Source organism: Actinomycetospora sp. (assembly GCF_036497585.1).
In the GTDB taxonomy this organism is placed as follows: domain Bacteria; phylum Actinomycetota; class Actinomycetes; order Mycobacteriales; family Pseudonocardiaceae; genus Actinomycetospora.
The window spans coordinates 1-20,327 of record NZ_DASXJD010000093.1; the positions used below are offsets into that span (position 1 = coordinate 1).

Consider the following 20,327-nt stretch of genomic DNA (forward strand, 5'->3'; position numbering starts at 1 on the left):
CGCGGGCTCGCCCGGCATGGTCCGCTCGACGGTGTCCTCGATGCTCGACGCCGGGACCCCGTTCATGCAGATCCACTACGACCCGTACCACACCGACTGACGGGTCCCGGCCACACGACGGCCCCCGCGCTCACTCCCGAGCGCGGGGGCCGTCGTCGTGTGCGGTCCTCAGGCCTGCGCGGATGCCTCCTGCTTGCCGAGCTCGAGCGACACCGACGGCGAGCTCACGAGCGTCTGGTAGACGACGCAGTACCGCTCGGTGAGCTTGTGCAGCGTCGCGAGGGTGGCGTCGTCGGCGTCGGTGTCGAGGTCGAACGACAGCCGGATGTCCTTGAACCCGACCGGCGCGTCCTTCGCGACACCGAGGGTGCCGCGGAAGTCGAGGTCGCCCTCGGCGTGGATGGTGCCGCCGCGCACCTCGACGCCCATCGAGGTGGCGACCGCGCGCAGCGTCACGCCGGAGCAGGCGACGAGCGCCTCGAGCAGCATGTCGCCGGAGCACAGCAGCTCGCCGGTGCCACCGGTCGCGGGGTGCAGACCGGCCTCGACCATGGCCTGCGCCGTCGACACGCGGCACGAGATGCCGGATCCCTCGAGGTCGCCGTCCGCCTTCAGGACGACGGTGGCCGACCCGGGATCGTCACGGTACTGCTGCTTGAGGGGGCCCTGGGTCTCGGCGAGCGCTGCGGAGTCCATCCCCCGAGTCTGCCTGCTCGGGCGTCGGGACGCCCCCTCGACGTGGGCGGCACGCGAACACGGCGACCGCGCCGAGCAGCGAGAACACGGTGGCGACGACGACGGCGGCGTCGAACCCCTGCAGCAGGCCCGCCGGGCCCGCGGGCAGGCCGGGCCGCGTGGCGACGATCGCGACGACGGTCGTGCCGATCGCCGACCCGACGTAGCGGGCGGTGTTGTTCGCGCCGCTCCCCATCGCCGCCCGGCCGGGCGGCACGCTGGCCACCGCCTCGCGCCCGAGCGCGGCGTTCACCACCCCGCTGGTGACCCCGGCGACCAGCAGACCGGGGACGTAGCGCCACGGCGAGTCCCCCGGCGTGGCGCCGAGCAGCAGGACCTGACCGACCGCGACGACGACGAGCCCGACCGCCAGCTGCGTCCGCCCGCTCCAGTGCGCCGGGAGGCGGCGCGCGAGCAGCGAGGTGACGACGCCGGTGGCCGACCACGCGAGCAGCACCACCGCCGCGATCACCGCCCCCGTGCCGAGCCCGCGCTCCATGACGGTGAGCAGGAACGACGTCGTCGCGATGATCCCCGCGCCGGTGGCCAGCGCGCCGAGGGTGGCGGCGAGGAACGGCGGGGAGCGGAAGAGCTCCGGGTCGATCATCGGGGCCGGCCGGCGGTGCTCGATCCACAGCCAGAGCGCGAGCAGCGCCAGGCCCCCGACGACGAGGGCGATCACGAGCGGGCGGGTCGGTCCGCCGCGCGCCTCGACCAGCCCGGTGAGCAGGACCCCGACCCCGGCCGCGAGCAGCACGACGCCGGGCACGTCGACCGGGCGCGGGCGCTCGGCCCGGGACTCGTCGAGCAGGACCCGGGCGACGACGCCGAGGACCACGGCGAGCAGTGCCTCGAGCCAGTAGGCCGCGGACCAGCCCGCCAGCTGCTGCGCGCCGGTCGCGAGCAGCGGCCCGACCGCGATGCCGCCGCCGAGCGCGGCACCCCAGATCCCGCCGGCCCGCCGCGCCTCCGGCGTCCCCGCCGGGAAGGCGTGGCCGATGAGCCCGAGGCCGGCCGCGATGAGCGCCGCCCCACCGACCCCCGCGCCGATGCGCCCGGCGACCAGCACCGCCGTCGTCGGCGACACTGCGCACACCACCGAGGCGGCCACGAGCACCGCACTGCCCAGGACGAGCGCGCGGCGCCGCCCCAGGTCGTCGGCGACCGCGCCGCTGGACAGGAGCGCGACCCCGAGGCCGATGCTCATCGAGCTGAGGATCCACGCCTGGCCCTCGGGCCCCGAGCCGAGCGCGGCCGCCGTGGCGGGGAGCGTGGCGAGCGGGGTGGTGAAGGCGACGAGGACGAGGAACGTGGCCGCGGAGGCGACGGCGACCGTGGCGCCGGATGTGGACCGCACGGTCCGGAACGCTAGCACGATCCGGTTCGGTCATTGAACCTCCGCGTAGGATGGGACGCATGCCACTCGGCCAGGGCTATCCCCTCCAGGACTGCTCGATCGCCCGCGCCCTCGAGGTGGTGGGCGACCGGTGGACGCTGCTCGTCCTGCGGGACTGCTTCCTCGGCGTCCACCGCTTCGCCGACCTCGTCGCCCACCTCGACGTGCCCCGCGCCGTGCTGTCCGACCGGCTCGCCCGCCTCGTCGAGGCGGGCATCCTCGAGCGCGACGCGAGCGGCTACCGGGTGACGGAGACGGCGACGGCGCTGTGGCCGGCGTTGCGGTCGCTCGCGGCCTGGGGCGAGTCGGACCAGCGGGCGACCGGCGGGACGGTGCGGCGCTTCGCGCACGCCGGATGCCCCGCCGGCGGCGAGCCGGACACCACCGCCGACGGTCGCTGCCCCGCCTGCGGCGCCGTGCCCGGCCCGACCGACCTGGTGGTGCGCCCGGAGGGCGGGCCGGACCTGCCGCGCCGCGACGACCCGGTCAGCCGGGCGCTGCGCGAGCCGCACCGGATGCTGACCCCGCTGCCCTGATCACCAGCCCGCCCCCGCGGGGTGGCGGACCGGCGCGTTCAGCCGGTTGAACAGGTTGCACACCGCGATCCAGAGCAGCAGCGTCGCCCGGGCCTGCTCGTCGAAGTGCCGGGTGACCTCGGCCCACAGCGCGTCCGGGACGGCCTCGCCGCGGTCGGCCAGCCGCGTGACGTGCTCGGCGAGCTCCAGCGCGACCCGCTCGGCGTCGGTGAACCACGGGGCCTCGCGCCAGGCGCCGACGGTGGCCAGGCGCGCGTCGGTCTCCCCCGCGGCCCGGGCGCTCTGCGTGCCGCCGTGCACGCACGACGAGCAACCGTTGATGAGGCTCACGCGCAGGTGGACGAGGTCGGGGAGCCGCTCGGGGAGCCCGCCCGCGCGGACCCCGGCGACCAGCGTGCCGATGGCCTCGCCGACGCCGGGCACCAGCGCGGCCGGGTTGGGCATGCGCGCCTCGAGCGGGGTGATGGTCGTCGTCGTCATGACTGCTCCTCGGTGGTCGGACCGCCGGACCGGTCACGTTCCCGGCGCCCGGTCGGTCATGGTGGTGACACCGACGCGCGGAGGAACGTGACCGATGAATTCGACCGGGGCCCTCGCCGCCCGCTTCACCGAGCACCGTCCGCAGCTGCTGGCCGTGGCCCGGCGGCTGCTCGGCCCGACCGGCGAGGCCGACGACGCGGTCCAGGAGGCGTGGCTGCGGCTGCAGCGGGCGGACGCCGTCGGGATCGAGGATCTGGGGGCCTGGCTCACCACCGTGGTCGCCCGGATCGCGCTGAACATGCTGCGGGCCCGGCGGAACCACCCCGAGGACCCGATCGTCGATGACGAGCCCGAGGTCGCCGGGGTCGGCGGGGCCGCCGGGGGCGCCGGGCCCGAGGAGCAGGCGGTCGCGGCGGACGCGATGGGGCCGGCCCTGCTGCTCGTCCTCGACACCCTCGGCCCGGCGGAGCGGCTCGCGTTCGTGCTCCACGACGTGTTCGGGCTGCCCTTCGACGAGATCGCCCCGATCGTCGACCGCTCGGTGCCCGCGACCCGTCAGCTCGCGAGCCGCGCCCGGCGTCGGGTGCGCGGGGGCGGCGTCACCGAGGACGACCCCGCGCGGCGGCGGGCGGTCGTCGGGGCGTTCCTGGCCGCCGCGCGCGAGGGCGACTTCGGGGCGCTGCTCGCCGTGCTCGATCCCGAGGTGGTGCTGCGCGCCGACCCGGTCGCCGTGACCCTCGCGGCGGCGAACGCCGGGCGCGGGGCGCCGGAGCTGGTCGCGGAGGTGGCCGGCGCGGACGCTGTCGCCCGGGTCTTCGCCGGGCGGGCCCGCGCCGCCGCCCCGGCGCTGCTCGACGGCGAGCCCGGCCTGGCGTTCGCCGTCGGCGGCCGGGTCGTGTCGCTGTTCCGGATTACGGTGGTGGACGGGAAGGTCACCGCGGTCGACCTGGTGGCGGACCCGGAGACGGTGGCCACCATCGACGTCGTCCTCACCTGACCTGCCCGGGCGGATGCCCGAGCTCGGCCTTGACCATCCTGGACCGACGGTTGACCCCGGCGGGCCCGCCGGAGTTCTTCCGGATCGGTGGAGTGAGGGGCGGCTCGCGGCAGCATGATCAGCGGGACGTCATGGTTGCCTGGCCGGAGCACGGACCACCACTGTGTCCCGGTGATCATGGCGGAGGTGGCCCCCGGTCGGTCGTTCGACGCCGGCCGGGAGGTACCAGCCCGCCCGCTGCTTCCCGAGCTGGGCCAACCAGGGCCAGAGGATCTCGGGGACGGCGGGCAGGTCGAAGGCGCGGTCCATCGTCACCTGGGCGTCGGGGACGAGGTCGTCACCCGGCAGTCGGGCGGCCACCTCGTCGGGTGTGGCGCACACCCCGAGCACAGGACCTCCTCGACCGGCGGGGACCCGAGGGCCGGGCCGCCGGGATCGCCTGGTCGCGGCCTTCTGCGGCCTTCTGCGGCCTTCTGCGGCCGACCACAGCACGTCGCGGGCACCTTGCGACGATCAGATCAGCCCCATCTTGGAGGCCGCGTACACCGCCTCGGCGCGACGGGAGACGTCGAGCTTGCGCATGAGGTTGCCGACGTGGAACTTCACCGTCGTCTCCGAGATGAAGAGCTCCCGGCCGATCGTGCGGTTGCTCATCCCGCGCGCGAGCAGCCGCAGCACGTCCAGTTCACGCCCCGTCAACGTCTCCCCGTGGGGCTGCTGCCCGTTGAGCGAGCGCACCACGGCAGCCGCGGACCGGGAGTCGAACGCCGACTCCCCTCGCGACACCGCCCGGATCGCCGCGATGAGCTCGGTGGTGTCGACGTCCTTCACGACGTAGCCCCGCGCCCCCGCGTGCACGGCCTCGACGACGAGGCGGTCGTCGAGGAACGTCGTCAGGACCAGCACCCCGACGCCGGGATGCGCCTGGGTGAGCTGGCGGCACAGCTGCAGGCCCTCGGAGTCCGAGCTCGTGGAGAGCTTGAGGTCGAGCAGGACGATCGAGGGCCGCTCGTGGGCGACGACGGCGAGCGCCTCGGCCGCCGACGACGCCTCCCCGACGATCGAGAGCTGCGGCTCCCGTTCGAGGACCGAGCGCAGGCCCTGGCGGACGATCGCGTGGTCGTCGACGAGCACGATGCGCACCTCGCCGCGGCGGACCGCCGCGCGGGCAGGGATGCGGATGTCGGTCATGTCGTGCTCCCAAGATCGTGCGCGGCGAGGTCGTCCGTGGCGGGTGCGGCGGGGCGGGGCGCGAGCGGCCCGCGGGCGGGGAGGGCGGCGGCCCTGCTCCCAGTCTCACCGTCGGGGCCCGCCCCGGTCCCTCCCGGTTCGGAGGGTTCTGACGGCGCCGGGGTGCTGACGGCGGGGCGGGTCGCCCGGTCGGTGTCGCCGCCGATCGGGAGCGGGACCCCCACCTGGATGCGGATGCCGCCCTGACGGGCCCGCTGGACCGCCAGCGTGCCGCCGATCTCCCGCGCCCGCTCGGCCATGTTCGCGAGGCCCCGGTGCGACCCGTCGAGGTCCCGCGCGGCGGCCACCCGCAGCGTGCGGCGGACCTGCTCGGGGTCGCCGGTGCCGTCGTCGGCCACCGAGAGCACCAGCCGGTCCTTCCGGAACGCGAGGCGCACCACGGCCACCGTCGCCTCGGCGTGCACGGCGGCGTTGAACAGCGCCTCGCCCGCGACACGGAAGAGCGAGCGCTCGGCCGTGGCGGGCAGCGACACCGGCCGGCCCTCGATGCGCACCTCGACCCGCAGGTCGGAGGGCATGTGGACCGCGGAGAGCTCCTCGAGCATGGCCGGCAGGCTGCGGTGGCCGTGCTCGCCGGAATGGTTGAGCGCGTAGATCGCCGAGCGCAGCTGCTCGACGGCGCGGCGGGTGAGCTGCTTGGCGGTCTCCAGCCGCTGCCGCTGGCCCTCGTCGCGGATCTCCGAGCGCACCACCTCGATCTGCATCCCGGCCGAGAGGGCGTACTGGGTGACGGAGTCGTGCAGCTCGCGGGCGATGCGGTGGCGCTCGGAGTCGAGGACCTCGCGCTGCCGGGCGACGGTCAGGGCGTCGCGGGTGCGCTGGAGCTGCTCGTTGCGGGCGGCGAGGTCGTTGGCGTGGCGGCTCGCCTCGTCGTAGAGCTGCAGCGTCCGCTGGTGCAGCGCGGAGTTCTGCAGCGCCGCCGCGGTCTGGCTGGCGAGCACCCGCAGCACAGAGGCGTCGGTGGCGTCGATGCGCCGCTCGACCCCGGTCCACGCCACGATCTCGCCGACCACCGCGCCGTCCAGACGGACGGGGACGTGCAGGTGGTGCGGGTCGTGCGGGCGGGCCTCCGGGCCCGGGTCGCCGTCGGCGGGCCCCCGGGAGTCCCCGGGGCCCGACGGCTCGTGCTCGCCCCGGCGCACCGCCTGCAGGTGGCGCAGGACGAACGGGGGGAGGGCGTCGGGCGCATCGGCCGATGCCTCGACGAGGTCGGGTCCGAGCACCAGGGCGCGTGGCGCGGCCTCGGGCAGGGCGCCGTCCGCGAGGGCGAAGACGACCCAGTGGGCGGTCAGGTGCTCGGCCGCGGCCTCGGCGACCGACCGCACGAGCGTCCCGGGCCCCTCCGTAGTGCGCACGAGGGCGCGGCTGATCCGGTCGAGCGCGTGGATCACCCGGCGCAGGCGCTCGGCCGAGGCGAGGTACTCGACGTAGAACGACGGCTTCCCCGAGCGGATGCCGGTGAGCACGTCGAGGTCCGGGCCCTCGACGCGGTGCTCGGCGGGTGGGGGATCGATGCGGCGTTCCACGAGGTGCCGCTACAGCGCCTGCCGGAACAGCGCCTCGATGTCGGCACGGTCGGCCTCGCGCGGGTTGGTCGACAGGCAGGCGTCGGCCATCGTCATCGTCGACAGGGTGGGCAGGTCCTCCGCGGTCACCCCGATCTCGCCGAGGCCCTTGGGCACGCCCAGCTCGTCGGCGAGGCGGCGGACCTCGCAGGCGGCCCACTCCGCGGCGTCCTCGGCCAGCGCCTGCGAGCAGGACCGGCCGACCTCGCCGGGGAACCCGAGGGCCTGGGCGATCGGAACGAAGCGCGCCGGGTCGGACTCGGCGTTGAACCGCACCACGTGCGGCAGGAGGATCCCGTTGATCACGCCGTGGGGCAGGTCGAGCAGCCCGCCGACCTGGTGGCTCATCGCGTGCGCGGCGCCGAGGATCGCGTTGGTGAACGCGAGCCCGGCCTCGAGGGCCGCCTGGGCCATGTGCAGCCGCGACTCCTGGTCGAGCGGGTGGTCCATGGTGCGCTCGAGGTGCCCACCGACCAGGGAGATCGCCTGCAGGGCGTGGTGGTCGGTCAGCGGGTTGTGGGCCCGGGAGACGTAGGCCTCGATGCCGTGCGTGAGCGCATCCAGGCCGGTCGCGGCGTTGAGCCAGTCCGGCATCGTCGTGAGCAGGTGCGGGTCGACCACGGAGACGTCCGGGACGAGCGCGCGACCCAGGATCGTGATCTTGGTGTTCCGCAGCGTGTCGGTGACGATGCAGAACTGGGAGACGTCCGCACCGGTCCCCGACGTCGCGGGCACCATGACCATCGGCGGGATGGGGGCGACCATCCGGTCGACGCCCTCGAAGTCGGTGATCAACCCGCCGTTGCCGGCGAGCAGGGCGATGCCCTTCGCGGCGTCGATCACCGACCCTCCGCCGACCGCGACGAGCACGTCGCACCCCGCGGCTCGGTAGGCCTCGTGCCCGGCCGCGATCTCGTGGTCCTTGGGGTTGGGGGTGACCCCGCTCCAGACCGTGGCCTCCATGCCGCCGTCGGCGAGGTGGCGCAGCAGCTGCTGGGGCCAGCCCGCGGCGAGCAGGCCGTCGTCGGTGACGAGCATCGGCCGCCGGGCGCCGAGCCGCACCGCGGCGTGGGCGGCCTCGGGGAGCGATCCGGGTCCGAAGACGATCTCGGGGACGTGGAACTTCGCCAGGCGGGGGCTCTCGGGCACGGAGGCGACGTGCCCGGTGCCGTGGGGGCGCGCGTGCTCGGACGGCGACCGCGGAACCGACCCGGCCGTGACCTCGTCGTCCTCCCGGCTCTGCCTGCCGCAGGTCACCATGGACTGACCCGCACGCGTCACGGTGTCGACGAGGACCACGCTGCCCCCTTCCCCACCGTCGGGTGCTCGGTGTAGCCCACGTTACAGAGACATCGCGGACTTGGGCAGCCTCGCGACGACCGCTGCACCCCGTGGGCGACCCCTCCGCCGTCAATCGTGTCACCTACCCATCGGTAGGGGGACCCCGACCGATCAGCGTGCGCCAGTTGCGAGCTCGTGCTCCAGATCCTCGGCGCGCAGGCCGGGCTCGACGTTGGAGTCACCGTGGATGGGTCCCTGCCGGTCCGAGAGCGGCGTCCCGTCGCCGCCCCACTGGCGGGCGATCATCTCGGCGGCGATCGACACGGCGGTCTCCTCGGGGGTGCGGGCCCCGAGGTCGAGCCCGATCGGGCTCGACATCCGCGCCAGCTCGGCCTCGGTGACCCCGGCCTCGCGCAGTCGCTCGAGACGGTCGGAGTGGGTGCGCCGCGACCCCATGGCGCCGATGTAGCCGATCTCGGGCAGGCGCAGCGCCACCTCGAGCAGCGGCACGTCGAACTTGGGGTCGTGGGTGAGGACGGCCAGCGCGGTGCGGCCGTCGATGCGCCCGGCCGCCGACTCGGCCGCCAGGTAGCGGTGCGGCCACTCGACGACGACCTCGTGGGCCTCCGGGAAGCGGCTCGAGGTGGCGAACACCGGTCGCGCGTCGCAGACGGTCACGCGCATCCCCAGGAAGGTCCCGATGCGGGCGACCGCGGCCGCGAAGTCGATGGCGCCGAAGACGATGAGACGGGGCGCGGGCGCGAACGACTCGACGAACACCCCGAGGCCCTCGCCGCGGCGCTCCCCACCGGGCCCGTAGGTCACCAGGGTGGTGCGCCCGGCGGCGAGCAGGCCGCGGGCGTCGTCGCGCACGGCGTCGTCGAGACGCTCGCTGCCCAGCGAGCCCTCGACCCGGTCGGGCCACACGACGAGGCGCCGGCCCACCCCCGGTCCCGACACGATCGTCGCGGTGGCCACCGGCCGGTGCTCTCGCACCGCCTCGGCGATCTCGCCGAGCTGCGGGAAGCTCTCGCGGTCGACCTCCTCGACGAACACGTCGAGGATGCCGCCGCAGGTCAGGCCGACCGCGAAGGCGTCGTCGTCGGACACGCCGTAGCGCTGCAGCGTCGGCTCGGCGCCCTCGAGGACCTCGTTGCCGAGCTCGTAGACCGCGCCCTCGACACAGCCGCCGGAGACGCTGCCCACGGCCTGCCCGTCGGGGCCGACGAGCATCGAGGCGCCGGGCTGGCGCGGTGCGGAGCGGAACGTCCCGACGACGGTGGCGAGCGCGATCGAGCGGCCCTCGGCCCACCAGTTCTCGAGGCTCGTGAGCACGTCACGCATCGGCGAGCACCTCCGTCAGCTCCTGCAGGGTGGCGAGCGAGTGCCCCGCCAACAATCGGTCAACGTGCGGGAGGGCCGCGGCGATTCCCCCCTGCACCGGCTCGTAGCCGCGCTTGCCGGCGTGCGGGTTCACCCACACCACCGAGTACGCGAGCCGCGCGAGGCGTGCCATCTGCTCACCCAGCAGCTCGGTGCCGCCGCGCTCCCAGCCGTCGGAGAAGATCACGACGACCGCCCGGCGGGCCACGCCCCGCTGGCCCCACCGGTCGAGGAAGGCGCCGATCACCTCGCCCAGCCGGGTCCCGCCGGACCAGTCGGGGATGGCGCCCGCCGCGTCGCGCAGCGCCCGCTCGGGGTCGCGCTGGCGCAGTTCGCGGGTCACACGGGTGAGCCGGGTCCCGAGGGTGAAGGTCTCGACGGCCTGCGGGGTGCGCCGGGTGAGGACGTGGGCGAAGCGCAGCAGCGCGTCGGCGTAGGGCGCCATCGACCCCGAGACGTCCAGGAGCAGGACGACGCGCCGGGGGCGCTCGTGGCGGTCGCGGCGCGACAGGCCCGGGATCTCCCCGGCGTGGCGCAGGGTCGCGCGCAGCGTCCGGCGGGCGTCGGCCTCGCCCCGGCGGGCGGGACGACGACGGCGGGCGCGGCGTCGCGGCGGGCGCGGGCGCAGCAGAGCCAGCATCTGGCGCAGGTGCTCACGCTCGCCGATCGTCAGCTCGGCGATGTCGCGGTCGCGCAGGACCTCCTCTCCGGAGGCGGCGACGCGCAGTTCGGGCACGTCGTCCTGGTCCTGCTCCTCGCCGCCCGCGCCCTCCGGGCCGGAGAGCGCGGCGATCGTCGCGGTCCGTGGCTTCGGCGGGGCGGGGCGCCCCGTCCGCTGCCGGCGGGGGTCGGAGGAGAACCAGGCGTGGAAGGCGTGGTCGTAGCGGGCGACGTCGTCGGGGTCGGCGCAGAGCGTCACCCGCCCCGCCCAGTAGGTCGCGACCTCGCTGGCCACGTCGACCTCGCGCAGCGCCCGCAGGTAGGTGGACGTCCGGTCGGGGGTCACCGGCACGCCGGCGTTGCGCAGCAGGCGGGTGAACGCGACGAAGTCACGCAGCACGGCGTCGTCGTCGGGAGCCGCGCCACCGTCGAGCGCCTCGACGACACCGGAGGCCAGCAGCGCGCCGGCGTGCGGGCGGGGAGCCGGTCCGTCGGTGCTCCCTCCGCGGTCAGGGGTGCTCATGACGCGAGCAGGGCGTCCAGCGCGTTGCGGGCCCGGTCGGCGTCCTCGCGGTACTTGAGGACCGCCCCGAGTGTCGCGGTGGCCGAGTCCAGGTCGAGGTGGCGTGCCCCGATGAGCTCGAGGGCCGCGGCCCAGTCCAGCGTCTCGGCGACACCCGGCGGCTTGAGCAGGTCGAGCCCGCGCAGCCGCTGCACCGCCCGGGCCACCTGCTCGGCCAGCTCGGTCGACAGCTCCGGCATCCGCGCCTTGAGGATCGCGACCTCGCGCGCGAGGTCGGGGTGATCGAGCCACAGGTAGAGGCAGCGGCGCTTGAGCGCGTCGTGCACCTCGCGGGTGCGGTTGGAGGTGAGGACGACCAGCGGCGGGGTCTCGGCGCGCACCACCCCGATCTCGGGGATCGTCACCGAGTTCTCCGCCAGCACCTCGAGCAGGAACGCCTCGAACTCGTCGTCGGCGCGGTCGACCTCGTCGACCAGCAGCACGCTCGGCGTCGTCTGCAGCGCCTCGAGCACCGGACGGGCGAGGAGGAAGCGGCGGTCGTACAGCGAGGCCTCGACGGCGTCGGCGTCCAGCTCCGACCCCGACGCGGTGGCCGCCGCCTCCATGGTGCGCAGGTGCAGCAGCTGGCGCGGGAAGTCCCAGTCGTAGAGCGCCTGCGCGGCGTCGATGCCCTCGTGGCACTGCAGCCGGATCAGCGGCGCCCCGAGGACCTCGGCCAGCGCCTGGGCAAGCGCCGTCTTGCCCGTCCCGGGCTCGCCCTCGCAGAACAGCGGGCGCCCCATGCGCAGGGCGAGGAACGCGGCCGAAGCGAGGCCCGCGTCGGCGAGGTACCCGGTGCGCTCGAGGGCGGCCGCGACGTCGTCGGGCCCGGCGAGTTCGGTGGCGGCGGTCACGAGTCCATCGTCCCCCAGCCGGGATCACCCGGCCACCAGGCGGCTTCCCTACCTCACGTTCCTGTGGTGCACGCCCCAGGAAACACGTCGTGGACGGTGACGCCCGTGACATTCCCGGACGGAGTCACAACCATGTGACGAACGGGAGACGATCTGTCGTCGACGCACTGAGTAGGACGAACGCGGGCGGACACGCTGTCAGCCATCCGTTCCGGGTGATCGTCCCCGACCTGAGACCGGCTTGAAACCTCGCGTGTCCTCCGTACCGTTCGGCGGCGGTCGTGGAACCCGCGGCCCGAAACCGCCCCGTGGTCGCCGCGCCCGACGCCTGTCCAGCGGCCCCGGGTGACCCCACACGAGAGGTGCGGACCGGACAGGCGCGAGCAGGACGGATTCGGCACGCCCTCCGGGCGTGCCCGGTGGAGAGACCGCGTGGAACCGGTCGATGACCCGCTGGGGAGTGCTTCCCGGTCCGCACCTGGCTGGGGCGCAGTGCGAGTGAGAGGTCATGCTTCGTAGTACAGATGTGTCGCTGGCGCGCGCCCTCACCCGTCGGGCGGCCCAGTTCACGCTCGTCGGCGCGCTCGCGGCCACCCCGCTGGCCCTGACGGCCGGAACCGCCTCCGCCACCGATTGGGACGCCGTCGCCCAGTGCGAGAGCAGCGGCAACTGGAACACCGACACCGGCAACGGCTTCAGCGGTGGCCTGCAGTTCACCGACTCGACCTGGCACGCCTACGGCGGCCAGGGCAGCCCTCAGACCGCGAGCCGCGAGCAGCAGATCCAGGTCGCCGAGAAGGTCAAGGACGGGCAGGGCATGGGCGCCTGGCCGGTCTGCGGCCAGAAGGGCTAGCGCCCCTGTGAAACGGATTTGGTCGTCCCGACGGCCAAATCCGTTCACAGGTCCTACGGGCAGTTGACCCACTCCTCCGAGCCGTCGGCGAACTCCTGGCGCTTCCAGACCGGGAGCTGCCGCTTGACCTCGTCGACCAGCTCGCTGCAGGCCTCGAACGCCTCGCGCCGGTGCTCGGCCGCGACTGCGCAGGCCAGCGCCACGTCCCCGATCGCCAGGGCCCCGACGCGGTGCGAGACGGCCACGGCGGTCACGCCGGCGTGGCCGGCCGCGACCTCGGCGGCGACCTTCTCGACGACCGCGCCCGCGCTCGGGTGGCCTTCGTAGTCGAGCGTGCGCACGGCCCGGCCGTCGTCGTGGTCGCGCACGACGCCGGAGAACGTGACGACGGCGCCGCTGCGGGGACCGTCGACGAGGGCCGCGTGCTCGGACACGTCGAGCGGCTCCTCCCCCACGGCCGCGCGCAGCACGACGGCGGCCGTCCCGGCCGGTGCGGTGCTCACTGGTGGTCCCCTCCCTGGATCTGGTCCACGGCGTGGTCGAGCACCGGCTCGAGCACGGCCAGCCCGTCACGGACCCCGCCCGGCGACCCGGGCAGGTTCACCACCAGAGTGCGCCCGGCGACGCCCGCCACGCCACGGGACAGCACGCTGGTCGGGACCTTGTCGGCCCCCGCCGCCCGCACCGCGTCCGCGAGCCCGGGCACCTCGTAGTCGAGCACCGCCCGGGTGGCCTCCGGGGTGCCGTCGGTCGGCGCGATCCCCGTGCCTCCCGTGGTGAGGACGACCTGGACCCGGTCGGCCACCGCCGCCCGCAACGCCTCGGCGACCGGCTCCCCGTCCGGCACGACGACGGCGTCGTCGGCGCGGTACCCGTGCGCCCGCAGCCAGTCCACGATGATCGGACCTCCGCGGTCCTCGTACACCCCGGCCGCGGCCCGGTTCGAGGCCGTCACCACCCGCGCCCGGCGCAGGGGCTCGCTCGGCTCGTTCATCGACCCTCCGGCCTCGTCCAGACGCCGGAGCGTCCGCCCTCCTTGCGCTCGAGCCGCACCGCGTCCATCGTCGCCGCCGGGTCGAGCGCCTTCACCATGTCGTGCAGCGCCAGGCCGGCCACCGCCACCGCCGTGAGCGCCTCCATCTCCACCCCGGTGCGGTCGGCGCTGCGGGCGGTGGCCTCGACGCGCACCTCGTCCTCGCCGACCTCGAGGTCCACCGTCACGCCCGCGAGCGGGATGGGATGGCAGAGCGGCACCAGGTCGGGCGTGCGTTTGGCACCCATGATGCCCGCGATGCGCGCGGTGGCCAGGGCGTCCCCCTTGGGCACCGTCCCGTCGCGCAGCGCGGCGCACACCTCGGCGGTGGTGCGCAGGACGCCACTGGCGGTGGCCACGCGGCGGGTGACCTCCTTGTCCCCGACGTCGACCATCCGCGCCGCGCCCGAGGCATCGACGTGGGTGAGCCCGCGCCCGCCGTCGGGGGTGCTCACTCCTCCTCCGTGCGCAACGCGCCGTCGGCCGACTCCGACCCGGTGTCGAGCGCGTCCTGCACCGACGCGGTGTCCCCCGCCTCGCGCTCGGCCTCGCTGACCCGCCGCACCGCCGAGGCGACGGCCGGGGCCACCGTGGAGTCGAACACGCTGGGCACGATGAACAGCGGGTTCGGCTCGGCGACCACGTCGGCGATCGCGGCCGAGGCGGCCAGCAGCATGGCGTCGGAGATGCCGTGGGCCTGCGCGTCGAGCAGGCCGCGGAAGATGCCCGGGAACGCCAGCACGTTGTTGATCTGGTTGGGGTAGTCGGACCGGCCGGTGGCGACGATCGCCGCGTGGTGCTGGGCGACCCCCGGGTCGATCTCCGGGTCGGGGTTGGCGAGCGCGAAGACGATCGCGTCGTCGGACATGGCCTTGATGTCCTCGGCGTACAGCTGGTTCGGCGCCGAGACCCCGATGAAGACGTCGGCCCCGGGCAGCGCGTCGTGCACGTCGCCGGTGAGCCCCTCGCGGTTGGTCTGCTCGGCCACCCAGGTCAGCGAGCCGTGCAGGCCGGGACGGTCCCGGTGGATGATGCCTTCGACGTCCACCGCGACGATGTCGGCGGGCTGCAGCGGCAGCAGCAGCCGGATGATCGCCGAGCCGGCCGCGCCGACGCCGCAGACCACGATCCGGCAGTCCTGCGAGCGCTTCCCGACCACCCGCAGCGCGTTGCGCAGGGCCCCGAGCACGACGACGGCGGTGCCGTGCTGGTCGTCGTGGAACACCGGCACGTCGAGGGAGTCCCGCAGCCGGGCCTCGATCTCGAAGCAGCGGGGCGCGGCGATGTCCTCGAGGTTGATCCCGCCGTACGCGGGCGCGAGCACCTCGACGGTGCGGATGATCTCCTCGGTGTCCTGGGTGTCCAGGCACACCGGCCAGGCGTCGACCCCGGCGAAGCGCTTGAACAGCGCTGCCTTGCCCTCCATCACCGGCATCGCCGCGACCGCCCCGAGGTTACCCAGCCCCAGCACCGCCGAGCCGTCGGTGACGACGGCGACGGTGTTCCGCTTGATCGTCAGGCTGCGGGCGTCCTCCGGGCGCGCCGCGATCGCCTGGCACACCCGCGCCACGCCGGGGGTGTAGGCCCGGGAGAGGTCCTCCCGGGTGCGCAGCCCGACCTTGGGGGTGACCTCGATCTTCCCGCCGAGGTGGACGAGGAAGGTGCGGTCCGAGACGTTGCGCACCCGCACGCCGTCGAGGGTGTCCAGGGCCTCGGTGATCTCCTCGGAGTGCCGCTCGGACAGCGCGTTGCAGGAGATGTCGACGATGATCGAGTCCGCCCGGGACTCCACGACGTCGAACGCCGTCATGACACCGCCCACGCGCCCGACGGCGACCGCGAGGTCGCCCGCCGCGGTGGCGCTCGCGGGCGCCTCCACGCGTGCGGTGATGGCGTAGCCCGGGCCGGGGACCGCCACGCTGCTCACTCCCCTCCATCGATGGACCGGGCCGGATCGGTGATCCGCGCGAGGTCGGCCGGGGTGTCGACGTCGGAGCGGGTAGCCACGTCACCGACCTCGACGGACCGGATGTCCTCGCGACCAGCAAGGTATCCCCGCGCCCCGACATCGTCGTGCGCGGCCGCCGCCACCCCCGCCAGGTGCTCCGTACCGAGGACCACCGGGTGCCCCGGACGGCCGTCGTAGCTCCCCCGTGCGAGGCCGTCGCGGGTCGCGGCGGCGGCCACCCGGGCGAGCGCCTCGCGACCGATGCCCGGGGTGTCGACGAGCAGGACGAGGACGGCGTCGACGTCGGGCAGAGCCGCGAGACCGGCCCGCAGCGAGGCCCCCATGCCGTCGGCCCAGTCGGGGGCGACGACGACCGTGGCGGCTGGGTCCGCGGCCGCGGCGACCTCGCGGGCACGCTCGGCCTCCGCGCCCAGCACGACGACGCGCGGGACGAGCCCGGCGTCGCGCAGCCCGTGCAGGGCGCGCGCCATCAACGGCTCCCCGTCCAGCTCGACGAGGGCCTTCGGCGCGCCCATCCGCCGGCCGGCCCCCGCGGCGAGCAGGAGGCCGGCGACGCGCACTAGCGGTTGATCTCGGTGACGGGGTGCTGGTAGCCGAGCTGGTCGGCCGGCAACGGGAACTCGGTCTCACCGAACGGGGAGGAGGCGCCCTGCGTCGGGGCCAGCAGCTCGGTGACGGGGTGACCGTCCTGCGGCCACTCCGGGTCCTGCCGCGGCGTGACCGCCTTCTCGCCCTCGCTGTGCGCTGCCACCGGTTCCTCCCTGGTCGGGCGTGCTGCCTCGGGTGGGCCAGTCTGCCGCACCCGGCCCCGGTCGGGCGAACCGCGGGGCGCCCGGGGGTCCGCCTCGGATACCAGCAACGGCACGATCCTGGCGTCCGACGCCACAACGGCGCCGCTCACTCGTTCCCCGGGAGGCCAGCAACGGCACGATCCTGGCGTCCGACGCCAGAACGGCGCCGCTCACTCGTTCCCCGGCGTCCGCCCCGCGGGCGCCGACTACGCTCGTGGGGATGTCCGGCCGACCCGGGACCCTCCTCGACCACCTCCGCGCCCAGGATGACGCGACCCTGGGTGCGCTGCTGCGCGCCCGCCCGGACCTGGCCCTGCCCGCGCCCGCCGACACCGGCGTCGTCGCCACCCGGGCCGGGGTGCGCACCTCGGTCGGCCGCGCACTCGAGGAGCTCGACGCGCTGCACCTCGCCGTCGTCGACGCCCTGCTCGTCGCCGGGGCCGACCAGGACCCGGTGCCGCCGGAGTCGGTCCTCGACCTGCTCGGGACGGCCGTGCCCCGCGACGCGGCCCGCGCGGCGCTGGACCGGCTGCGCGCCCTGGCCCTCGCGTGGGACGTCGGCACCGGCACCCTCGACGAGGGCCAGGACCCCGGGATCCGCGCGGTGCCCGCCCTGCGCGATGCCGCCCGCCGCCATCCCGCCGGCCTGGGACGCCCGGCCCCCGAGTCGTCCGTGCTGCGCACCGGGGACCCGGCAGCCGTCGTCGCCGACCTTCCCGCCGACCAGCGGGCGGTGGTGGACGCCCTCGACCGCGACGGCCCCGTCGGACGCAGCCGGGCCCGCGACGGCGACGACAACCCCGTCGCCCGGCTGCTCGCCGCGGGCATCCTGCGCCGGGTCGACGACGAGACCGTGGAGCTCACCCGCGAGGCGGGTCTGGCCCTGCGGGGCGACCACCCGCTCGGGGAGATCACCGCCGCCGACCCCATGCCCGCCCCCCGCCGGCACGACCCGGACACCGTGGACGCCACCGCCGCCGGCGAGGCCCTGGAGACGATTCGCCGTGCCGAGGCGGTGATCGCCGCCTGGTCGGCCGCCCCGCCCGCGGTGCTCCGCTCCGGCGGCCTCGGCGTCCGGGACCTGCGCCGCCTCGCCAAGGACCTCGAGGCCGACGAGACCGCCGCCGGGCTGCTCGTCGAGACCCTCTCCGCGGCCTCGCTCGTGGCGGTCAGCGAGGAGACCGAGGCCGTGTGGTGCCCGACGACGACCGCCGACCGCTGGCTCGCCGCCCCGCCCGAGACGCAGTGGGTCGCGCTGGCGCGGGCGTGGCTGGACATGCCGCGGCAGCCCTCGGCGATCGGGTCACGCGACGCCGGGGACAAGCTCGTCGGCCCGCTCTCCGACGAGGTGCGACGCCCCTGGGCGCCCCAGGTCCGGCGGCGGGTGCTCGAACGGCTGGCCGAGTTCGACGAGGGTGCCGGGCCGCCCTCGCTCGACGACCTCGTCGCCTCGCTCGCGTGGCGCGCCCCCCGACGTGGCGGGCGGGTGCGCGACGCGCTCGTCCGCGACGTCGTCCGCGAGGCGACCGCGGTCGGCGTCGTCGCCCTCGACACCCTGACCTCGGCCGGGCGGGAGCTGCTGCGGGTGCCCCGGCGTCCCGACGACGACCCCGACGCGGCGGCTGCCGCCGCGCTGCGGCCGGCCCTCCCCGCCCCGGTCGACCACGTACTGCTGCAGGCCGACCTCACCGCCGTCGCGCCCGGGCGCCTCGAGGCGGGGCTCGCGGCGGCGATGGACCGGGTCGCGGACGTCGAGTCGGCCGGCGGCGCGACGGTCTACCGGATCAGCGAGGGCTCGATCCGCCGCGCGCTCGACCTGGGCTGGACGGCCGCGGACGTCCACGAGCTGTTCGCCACGCGGTCGGCCACCCCGGTGCCCCAGGGCCTGACCTACCTCGTCGACGACGTCGCCCGGCGCCACGGGCGGCTGCGCGGCGGGTCGGCGGCGTCGTTCCTGCGCTCCGAGGACGAGGCGCTGCTCGCCGAGGTGGTGTCGCGCCCGGAGGCGGAGGCGCTGGAGCTGCGTCGCATCGCGCCGACCGTGGTGGTGTCGACGCACCCCCTGGCCGAGGTGCTCGAGGCGCTGCGCGCGGCAGGGCTCGCCCCCGTCGCCGAGGACGCCGAGGGCGGGGTGCTCGACCTGCGGCCGAAAGGTCGGCGCACCGCCCCGCGCCGGCCCGACCGGGGCGGGAACGGCAGCTCGCCGCGGCTCTCCGACGACCAGGTGGCCGCGCTCGTCGCCCAGCTGCGGGCCGGGGACAAGGCGGCCACCGCGTCCCGGGGCCCGGCCGTGTCGGGGTCGGTCCCGGGCTCGACGCGCCAGACCGCCTCGGCGACGGTGGCCGTGCTCGCCGACGCCGCACGCACCGGGCGCACCGTGTGGATCGGCTACGTCGACGCGCAGGGCACCGCCTCGCAGCGGGTGGTCCGGCCGCTGCGGGTGGGCGGCGGACTGCTCGAGGGCACCGACGCGGCGGTGGAGGACGACGCCGGGCCGGGCCCGTCGGTGAGCTTCGCGCTGCACCGGATCACGTCGGTCAGCGTGCTCAACTAGGGACGCCCCCTTCGAGCGAGCGGCACCCTCGCGTACACAGAAGCGGCGAGAGTGCCGCTCGCTCCACGAGGAAGGGTCAGGCGCGGGCGCCGACCGCCCAGACCTGCATCGCGTGCTCGACCAGCGCGATCAGCGTCTCCTTGGTCGACTCGCGGTCCCGGGCGTCCACAGTGACCACCGGCACCGACGGGTCGACAGCGAGCGCCTCCACCACGTCCTGCAGGGAGTGGGCGAGCATGCCGTCGAAGCAGTTCACGCCGAGCACGTAGGGCAGGTTGCGGTCCTCGAAGAAGTCGACCGCGGCGAAGCAGTCCGCGAGCCGGCGGGTGTCGACCAGCACGACCGCGCCGATCGCGCCGCGCACCAGGTCGTCCCACATGAACCAGAAGCGGTCCTGCCCGGGCGTGCCGAACAGGTAGAGGATCAGGTCGGCGTCGAGCGTCACGCGCCCGAAGTCCATCGCGACCGTCGTCGTGCGCTTGTTCGGCACCGCCGTGAGGTCGTCGACGCCCGAGCTCGCGTCGGTCATCACGGCCTCGGTGGTCAGGGGATCGATCTCGGAGACCGAGCCGACGAAGGTCGTCTTGCCGACCCCGAAACCCCCGGCGACGACGATCTTGGCCGACGTGGTCGTCGGAGCCGGCGCCTCAGAGCCGTCGTAGTCCACTCAACACCCTTTCCATCAACGCCATGTCCGGGGCGTCGCCCGTCGACGAGGCGGTCTCGTGCACCACGATCGATCCGTGCGCTGCCATGTCGCCCAGCAGCACGCGGGCGACGCCGAGGGGCAGCGAGAGCAGCGCTCCCACCTCGGCCACCGACTTCGGTTCACTGCACAGGTCGGCGATCATGCGGTGCTCGTACTGGGTGACCTGCTGGGGGTCGCGGCCCCGGGTCGTCGTCGAGAGCAGGGTCTCGACGGCAAGGTCGTAGGCCGGGCGGGTCCGGCCTCGGGTCCAGGCGTACGGGCGCACGAACGACGACTCCGGCGGCTCGTCGCCGTTGCGAGGGCCGTCGGGGTAGTCCGGCGCCCCGACCTCGTGACGGCCGACGGGGATGCCGCCCGGCGTGGTCGGGGCGGCCGGCTCGGCGGCCGACGGGTAGGCGGGATCCGGGTACGCGGGGTCGGGGTGGTTCGCGTCCGAGGGGCCCGCGACGTCGGGGCGCCAGCCGCCGGGCTGCGGCCCGACCGGGACGCCCTCCGACGGGCTGCGGTGCGCCCCGCCCGCGTCGGTCCCCGGAGCGCCGTCGAGCGCCTGCGCGGCGTCGTGGTCGGTCTCCGGGGTGCCGTCGCCGTCAGCGCCCTTGCGCCGCCGCCCGAACAGGCTCCGACGCTCGTTGCGGCGCCCACCGCCGCCGGTGATCCCGTTGAGGACGTCGGCGAAGGAGTCGTCCTCCGGTCCTTGGCTCACCCTCGATCACCTCTC

Annotated in this window: 19 protein-coding genes and 2 pseudogenes; 4 read left to right on the plus strand and 17 right to left on the minus strand. The window is 75.4% G+C overall.

The features are described from left to right. Positions 1-168: 168 nt before the first annotated feature. Positions 169-696, minus strand: a complete 528-nt coding sequence (locus tag VGH76_RS08750; RefSeq protein WP_331556262.1) for an OsmC family protein — start codon at positions 694-696, stop codon at positions 169-171. Then, entirely contained in the window at positions 641-2,092 is a 1,452-nt protein-coding gene (locus VGH76_RS08755) for an MFS transporter (protein ID WP_331556263.1), read from the minus strand. Before VGH76_RS08755 ends, VGH76_RS08750 begins: the two co-directional genes overlap by 56 nt. Before the next feature lie 59 nt (positions 2,093-2,151). Between VGH76_RS08755 and VGH76_RS08760 the strand changes: the two genes are divergently transcribed. Then, on the plus strand, positions 2,152-2,667 hold the full coding sequence (locus tag VGH76_RS08760; RefSeq protein ID WP_331556265.1) for a helix-turn-helix domain-containing protein: 516 nt from the start codon (positions 2,152-2,154) through the stop codon (positions 2,665-2,667). On the opposite strand, the gene VGH76_RS08765 is transcribed toward VGH76_RS08760, so the two are convergent. Then, complete coding sequence (locus VGH76_RS08765) at positions 2,668-3,147, minus strand: carboxymuconolactone decarboxylase family protein (protein ID WP_331556266.1); 480 nt, start codon at positions 3,145-3,147, stop codon at positions 2,668-2,670. A 94-nt stretch (positions 3,148-3,241) separates the two neighbouring features. On the opposite strand from VGH76_RS08765, the gene VGH76_RS08770 reads away from it, so the two are divergent. After that, entirely contained in the window at positions 3,242-4,144 is a 903-nt protein-coding gene (locus VGH76_RS08770; RefSeq protein WP_331556267.1) for a sigma-70 family RNA polymerase sigma factor, read from the plus strand. A 129-nt stretch (positions 4,145-4,273) separates the two neighbouring features. Here VGH76_RS08770 and VGH76_RS08775 read toward each other — a convergent pair whose 3' ends face one another. The 7 genes from VGH76_RS08775 to VGH76_RS08805 form a co-directional block, all read right to left on the minus strand. Next, the gene (locus VGH76_RS08775; RefSeq protein WP_331556269.1) at positions 4,274-4,534 is read right to left on the minus strand and encodes a hypothetical protein; all 261 of its coding nucleotides are present in this window, start codon (positions 4,532-4,534) and stop codon (positions 4,274-4,276) included. Positions 4,535-4,657: 123 nt separating this feature from the next. After that, positions 4,658-5,335 carry a MadR family response regulator transcription factor gene (locus tag VGH76_RS08780; protein ID WP_169182273.1) on the minus strand — a complete coding sequence of 226 codons (678 nt, stop codon included), beginning with the start codon at positions 5,333-5,335 and terminating at the stop codon, positions 4,658-4,660. Then, a complete protein-coding gene (locus tag VGH76_RS08785; RefSeq protein ID WP_331556270.1) occupies positions 5,332-6,921 on the minus strand; it encodes a MadS family sensor histidine kinase in 1,590 nt (529 codons plus the stop codon). The genes VGH76_RS08780 and VGH76_RS08785 overlap by 4 nt, the downstream gene beginning before the upstream one ends. Positions 6,922-6,930: 9 nt before the next feature. Continuing rightward, the gene (locus VGH76_RS08790; RefSeq protein ID WP_331556271.1) at positions 6,931-8,259 is read right to left on the minus strand and encodes an iron-containing alcohol dehydrogenase; all 1,329 of its coding nucleotides are present in this window, start codon (positions 8,257-8,259) and stop codon (positions 6,931-6,933) included. A 153-nt stretch (positions 8,260-8,412) separates the two neighbouring features. Next, the gene (locus tag VGH76_RS08795; RefSeq protein WP_331556273.1) at positions 8,413-9,585 is read right to left on the minus strand and encodes an XdhC/CoxI family protein; all 1,173 of its coding nucleotides are present in this window, start codon (positions 9,583-9,585) and stop codon (positions 8,413-8,415) included. Then, complete coding sequence (locus VGH76_RS08800; RefSeq protein WP_331556275.1) at positions 9,578-10,807, minus strand: vWA domain-containing protein; 1,230 nt, start codon at positions 10,805-10,807, stop codon at positions 9,578-9,580. The genes VGH76_RS08795 and VGH76_RS08800 overlap by 8 nt, the downstream gene beginning before the upstream one ends. After that, complete coding sequence (locus tag VGH76_RS08805) at positions 10,804-11,700, minus strand: MoxR family ATPase (RefSeq protein ID WP_331556276.1); 897 nt, start codon at positions 11,698-11,700, stop codon at positions 10,804-10,806. The genes VGH76_RS08800 and VGH76_RS08805 overlap by 4 nt, the downstream gene beginning before the upstream one ends. Before the next feature lie 508 nt (positions 11,701-12,208). Between VGH76_RS08805 and VGH76_RS08810 the strand changes: the two are divergent. Further along, a pseudogene (locus tag VGH76_RS08810) lies at positions 12,209-12,550 on the plus strand (transglycosylase family protein); the annotation flags it as partial. Between the two features lie 56 nt (positions 12,551-12,606). Here the strand turns inward: VGH76_RS08810 and VGH76_RS08815 are convergent. The 5 genes and pseudogenes from VGH76_RS08815 to VGH76_RS08835 form a co-directional block, all read right to left on the minus strand. After that, positions 12,607-13,547 (minus strand): annotated as a pseudogene (locus tag VGH76_RS08815) (molybdenum cofactor biosynthesis protein MoaE). Further along, complete coding sequence (gene moaC / locus VGH76_RS08820) at positions 13,544-14,041, minus strand: cyclic pyranopterin monophosphate synthase MoaC (protein ID WP_331556277.1); 498 nt, start codon at positions 14,039-14,041, stop codon at positions 13,544-13,546. Before moaC ends, VGH76_RS08815 begins: the two are co-directional and overlap by 4 nt. After that, complete coding sequence (locus VGH76_RS08825; protein ID WP_331556287.1) at positions 14,038-15,504, minus strand: NAD-dependent malic enzyme; 1,467 nt, start codon at positions 15,502-15,504, stop codon at positions 14,038-14,040. The genes moaC and VGH76_RS08825 overlap by 4 nt, the downstream gene beginning before the upstream one ends. A gap of 5 nt (positions 15,505-15,509) precedes the next feature. Continuing rightward, complete coding sequence (locus VGH76_RS08830) at positions 15,510-16,115, minus strand: nucleotidyltransferase family protein (protein WP_331556278.1); 606 nt, start codon at positions 16,113-16,115, stop codon at positions 15,510-15,512. Further along, a complete protein-coding gene (locus VGH76_RS08835; RefSeq protein ID WP_331556279.1) occupies positions 16,115-16,306 on the minus strand; it encodes a hypothetical protein in 192 nt (63 codons plus the stop codon). Before VGH76_RS08835 ends, VGH76_RS08830 begins: the two co-directional genes overlap by 1 nt. 260 nt (positions 16,307-16,566) lie before the next feature. Between VGH76_RS08835 and VGH76_RS08840 the strand changes: the two genes are divergently transcribed. Beyond that, on the plus strand, positions 16,567-18,900 hold the full coding sequence (locus VGH76_RS08840) for a helicase-associated domain-containing protein (RefSeq protein ID WP_331556280.1): 2,334 nt from the start codon (positions 16,567-16,569) through the stop codon (positions 18,898-18,900). Positions 18,901-18,976: 76 nt separating this feature from the next. Here the strand turns inward: VGH76_RS08840 and VGH76_RS08845 are convergent, their stop codons facing one another. Both VGH76_RS08845 and VGH76_RS08850 read right to left on the minus strand, forming a co-directional pair. After that, positions 18,977-19,567 (minus strand): ATP/GTP-binding protein, encoded by a 591-nt coding sequence (locus tag VGH76_RS08845; protein WP_331556281.1) that lies wholly within the window; start codon positions 19,565-19,567, stop codon positions 18,977-18,979. Next, a complete protein-coding gene (locus VGH76_RS08850; protein WP_331556282.1) occupies positions 19,548-20,312 on the minus strand; it encodes a DUF742 domain-containing protein in 765 nt (254 codons plus the stop codon). Before VGH76_RS08850 ends, VGH76_RS08845 begins: the two co-directional genes overlap by 20 nt. Positions 20,313-20,327: the final 15 nt, after the last annotated feature.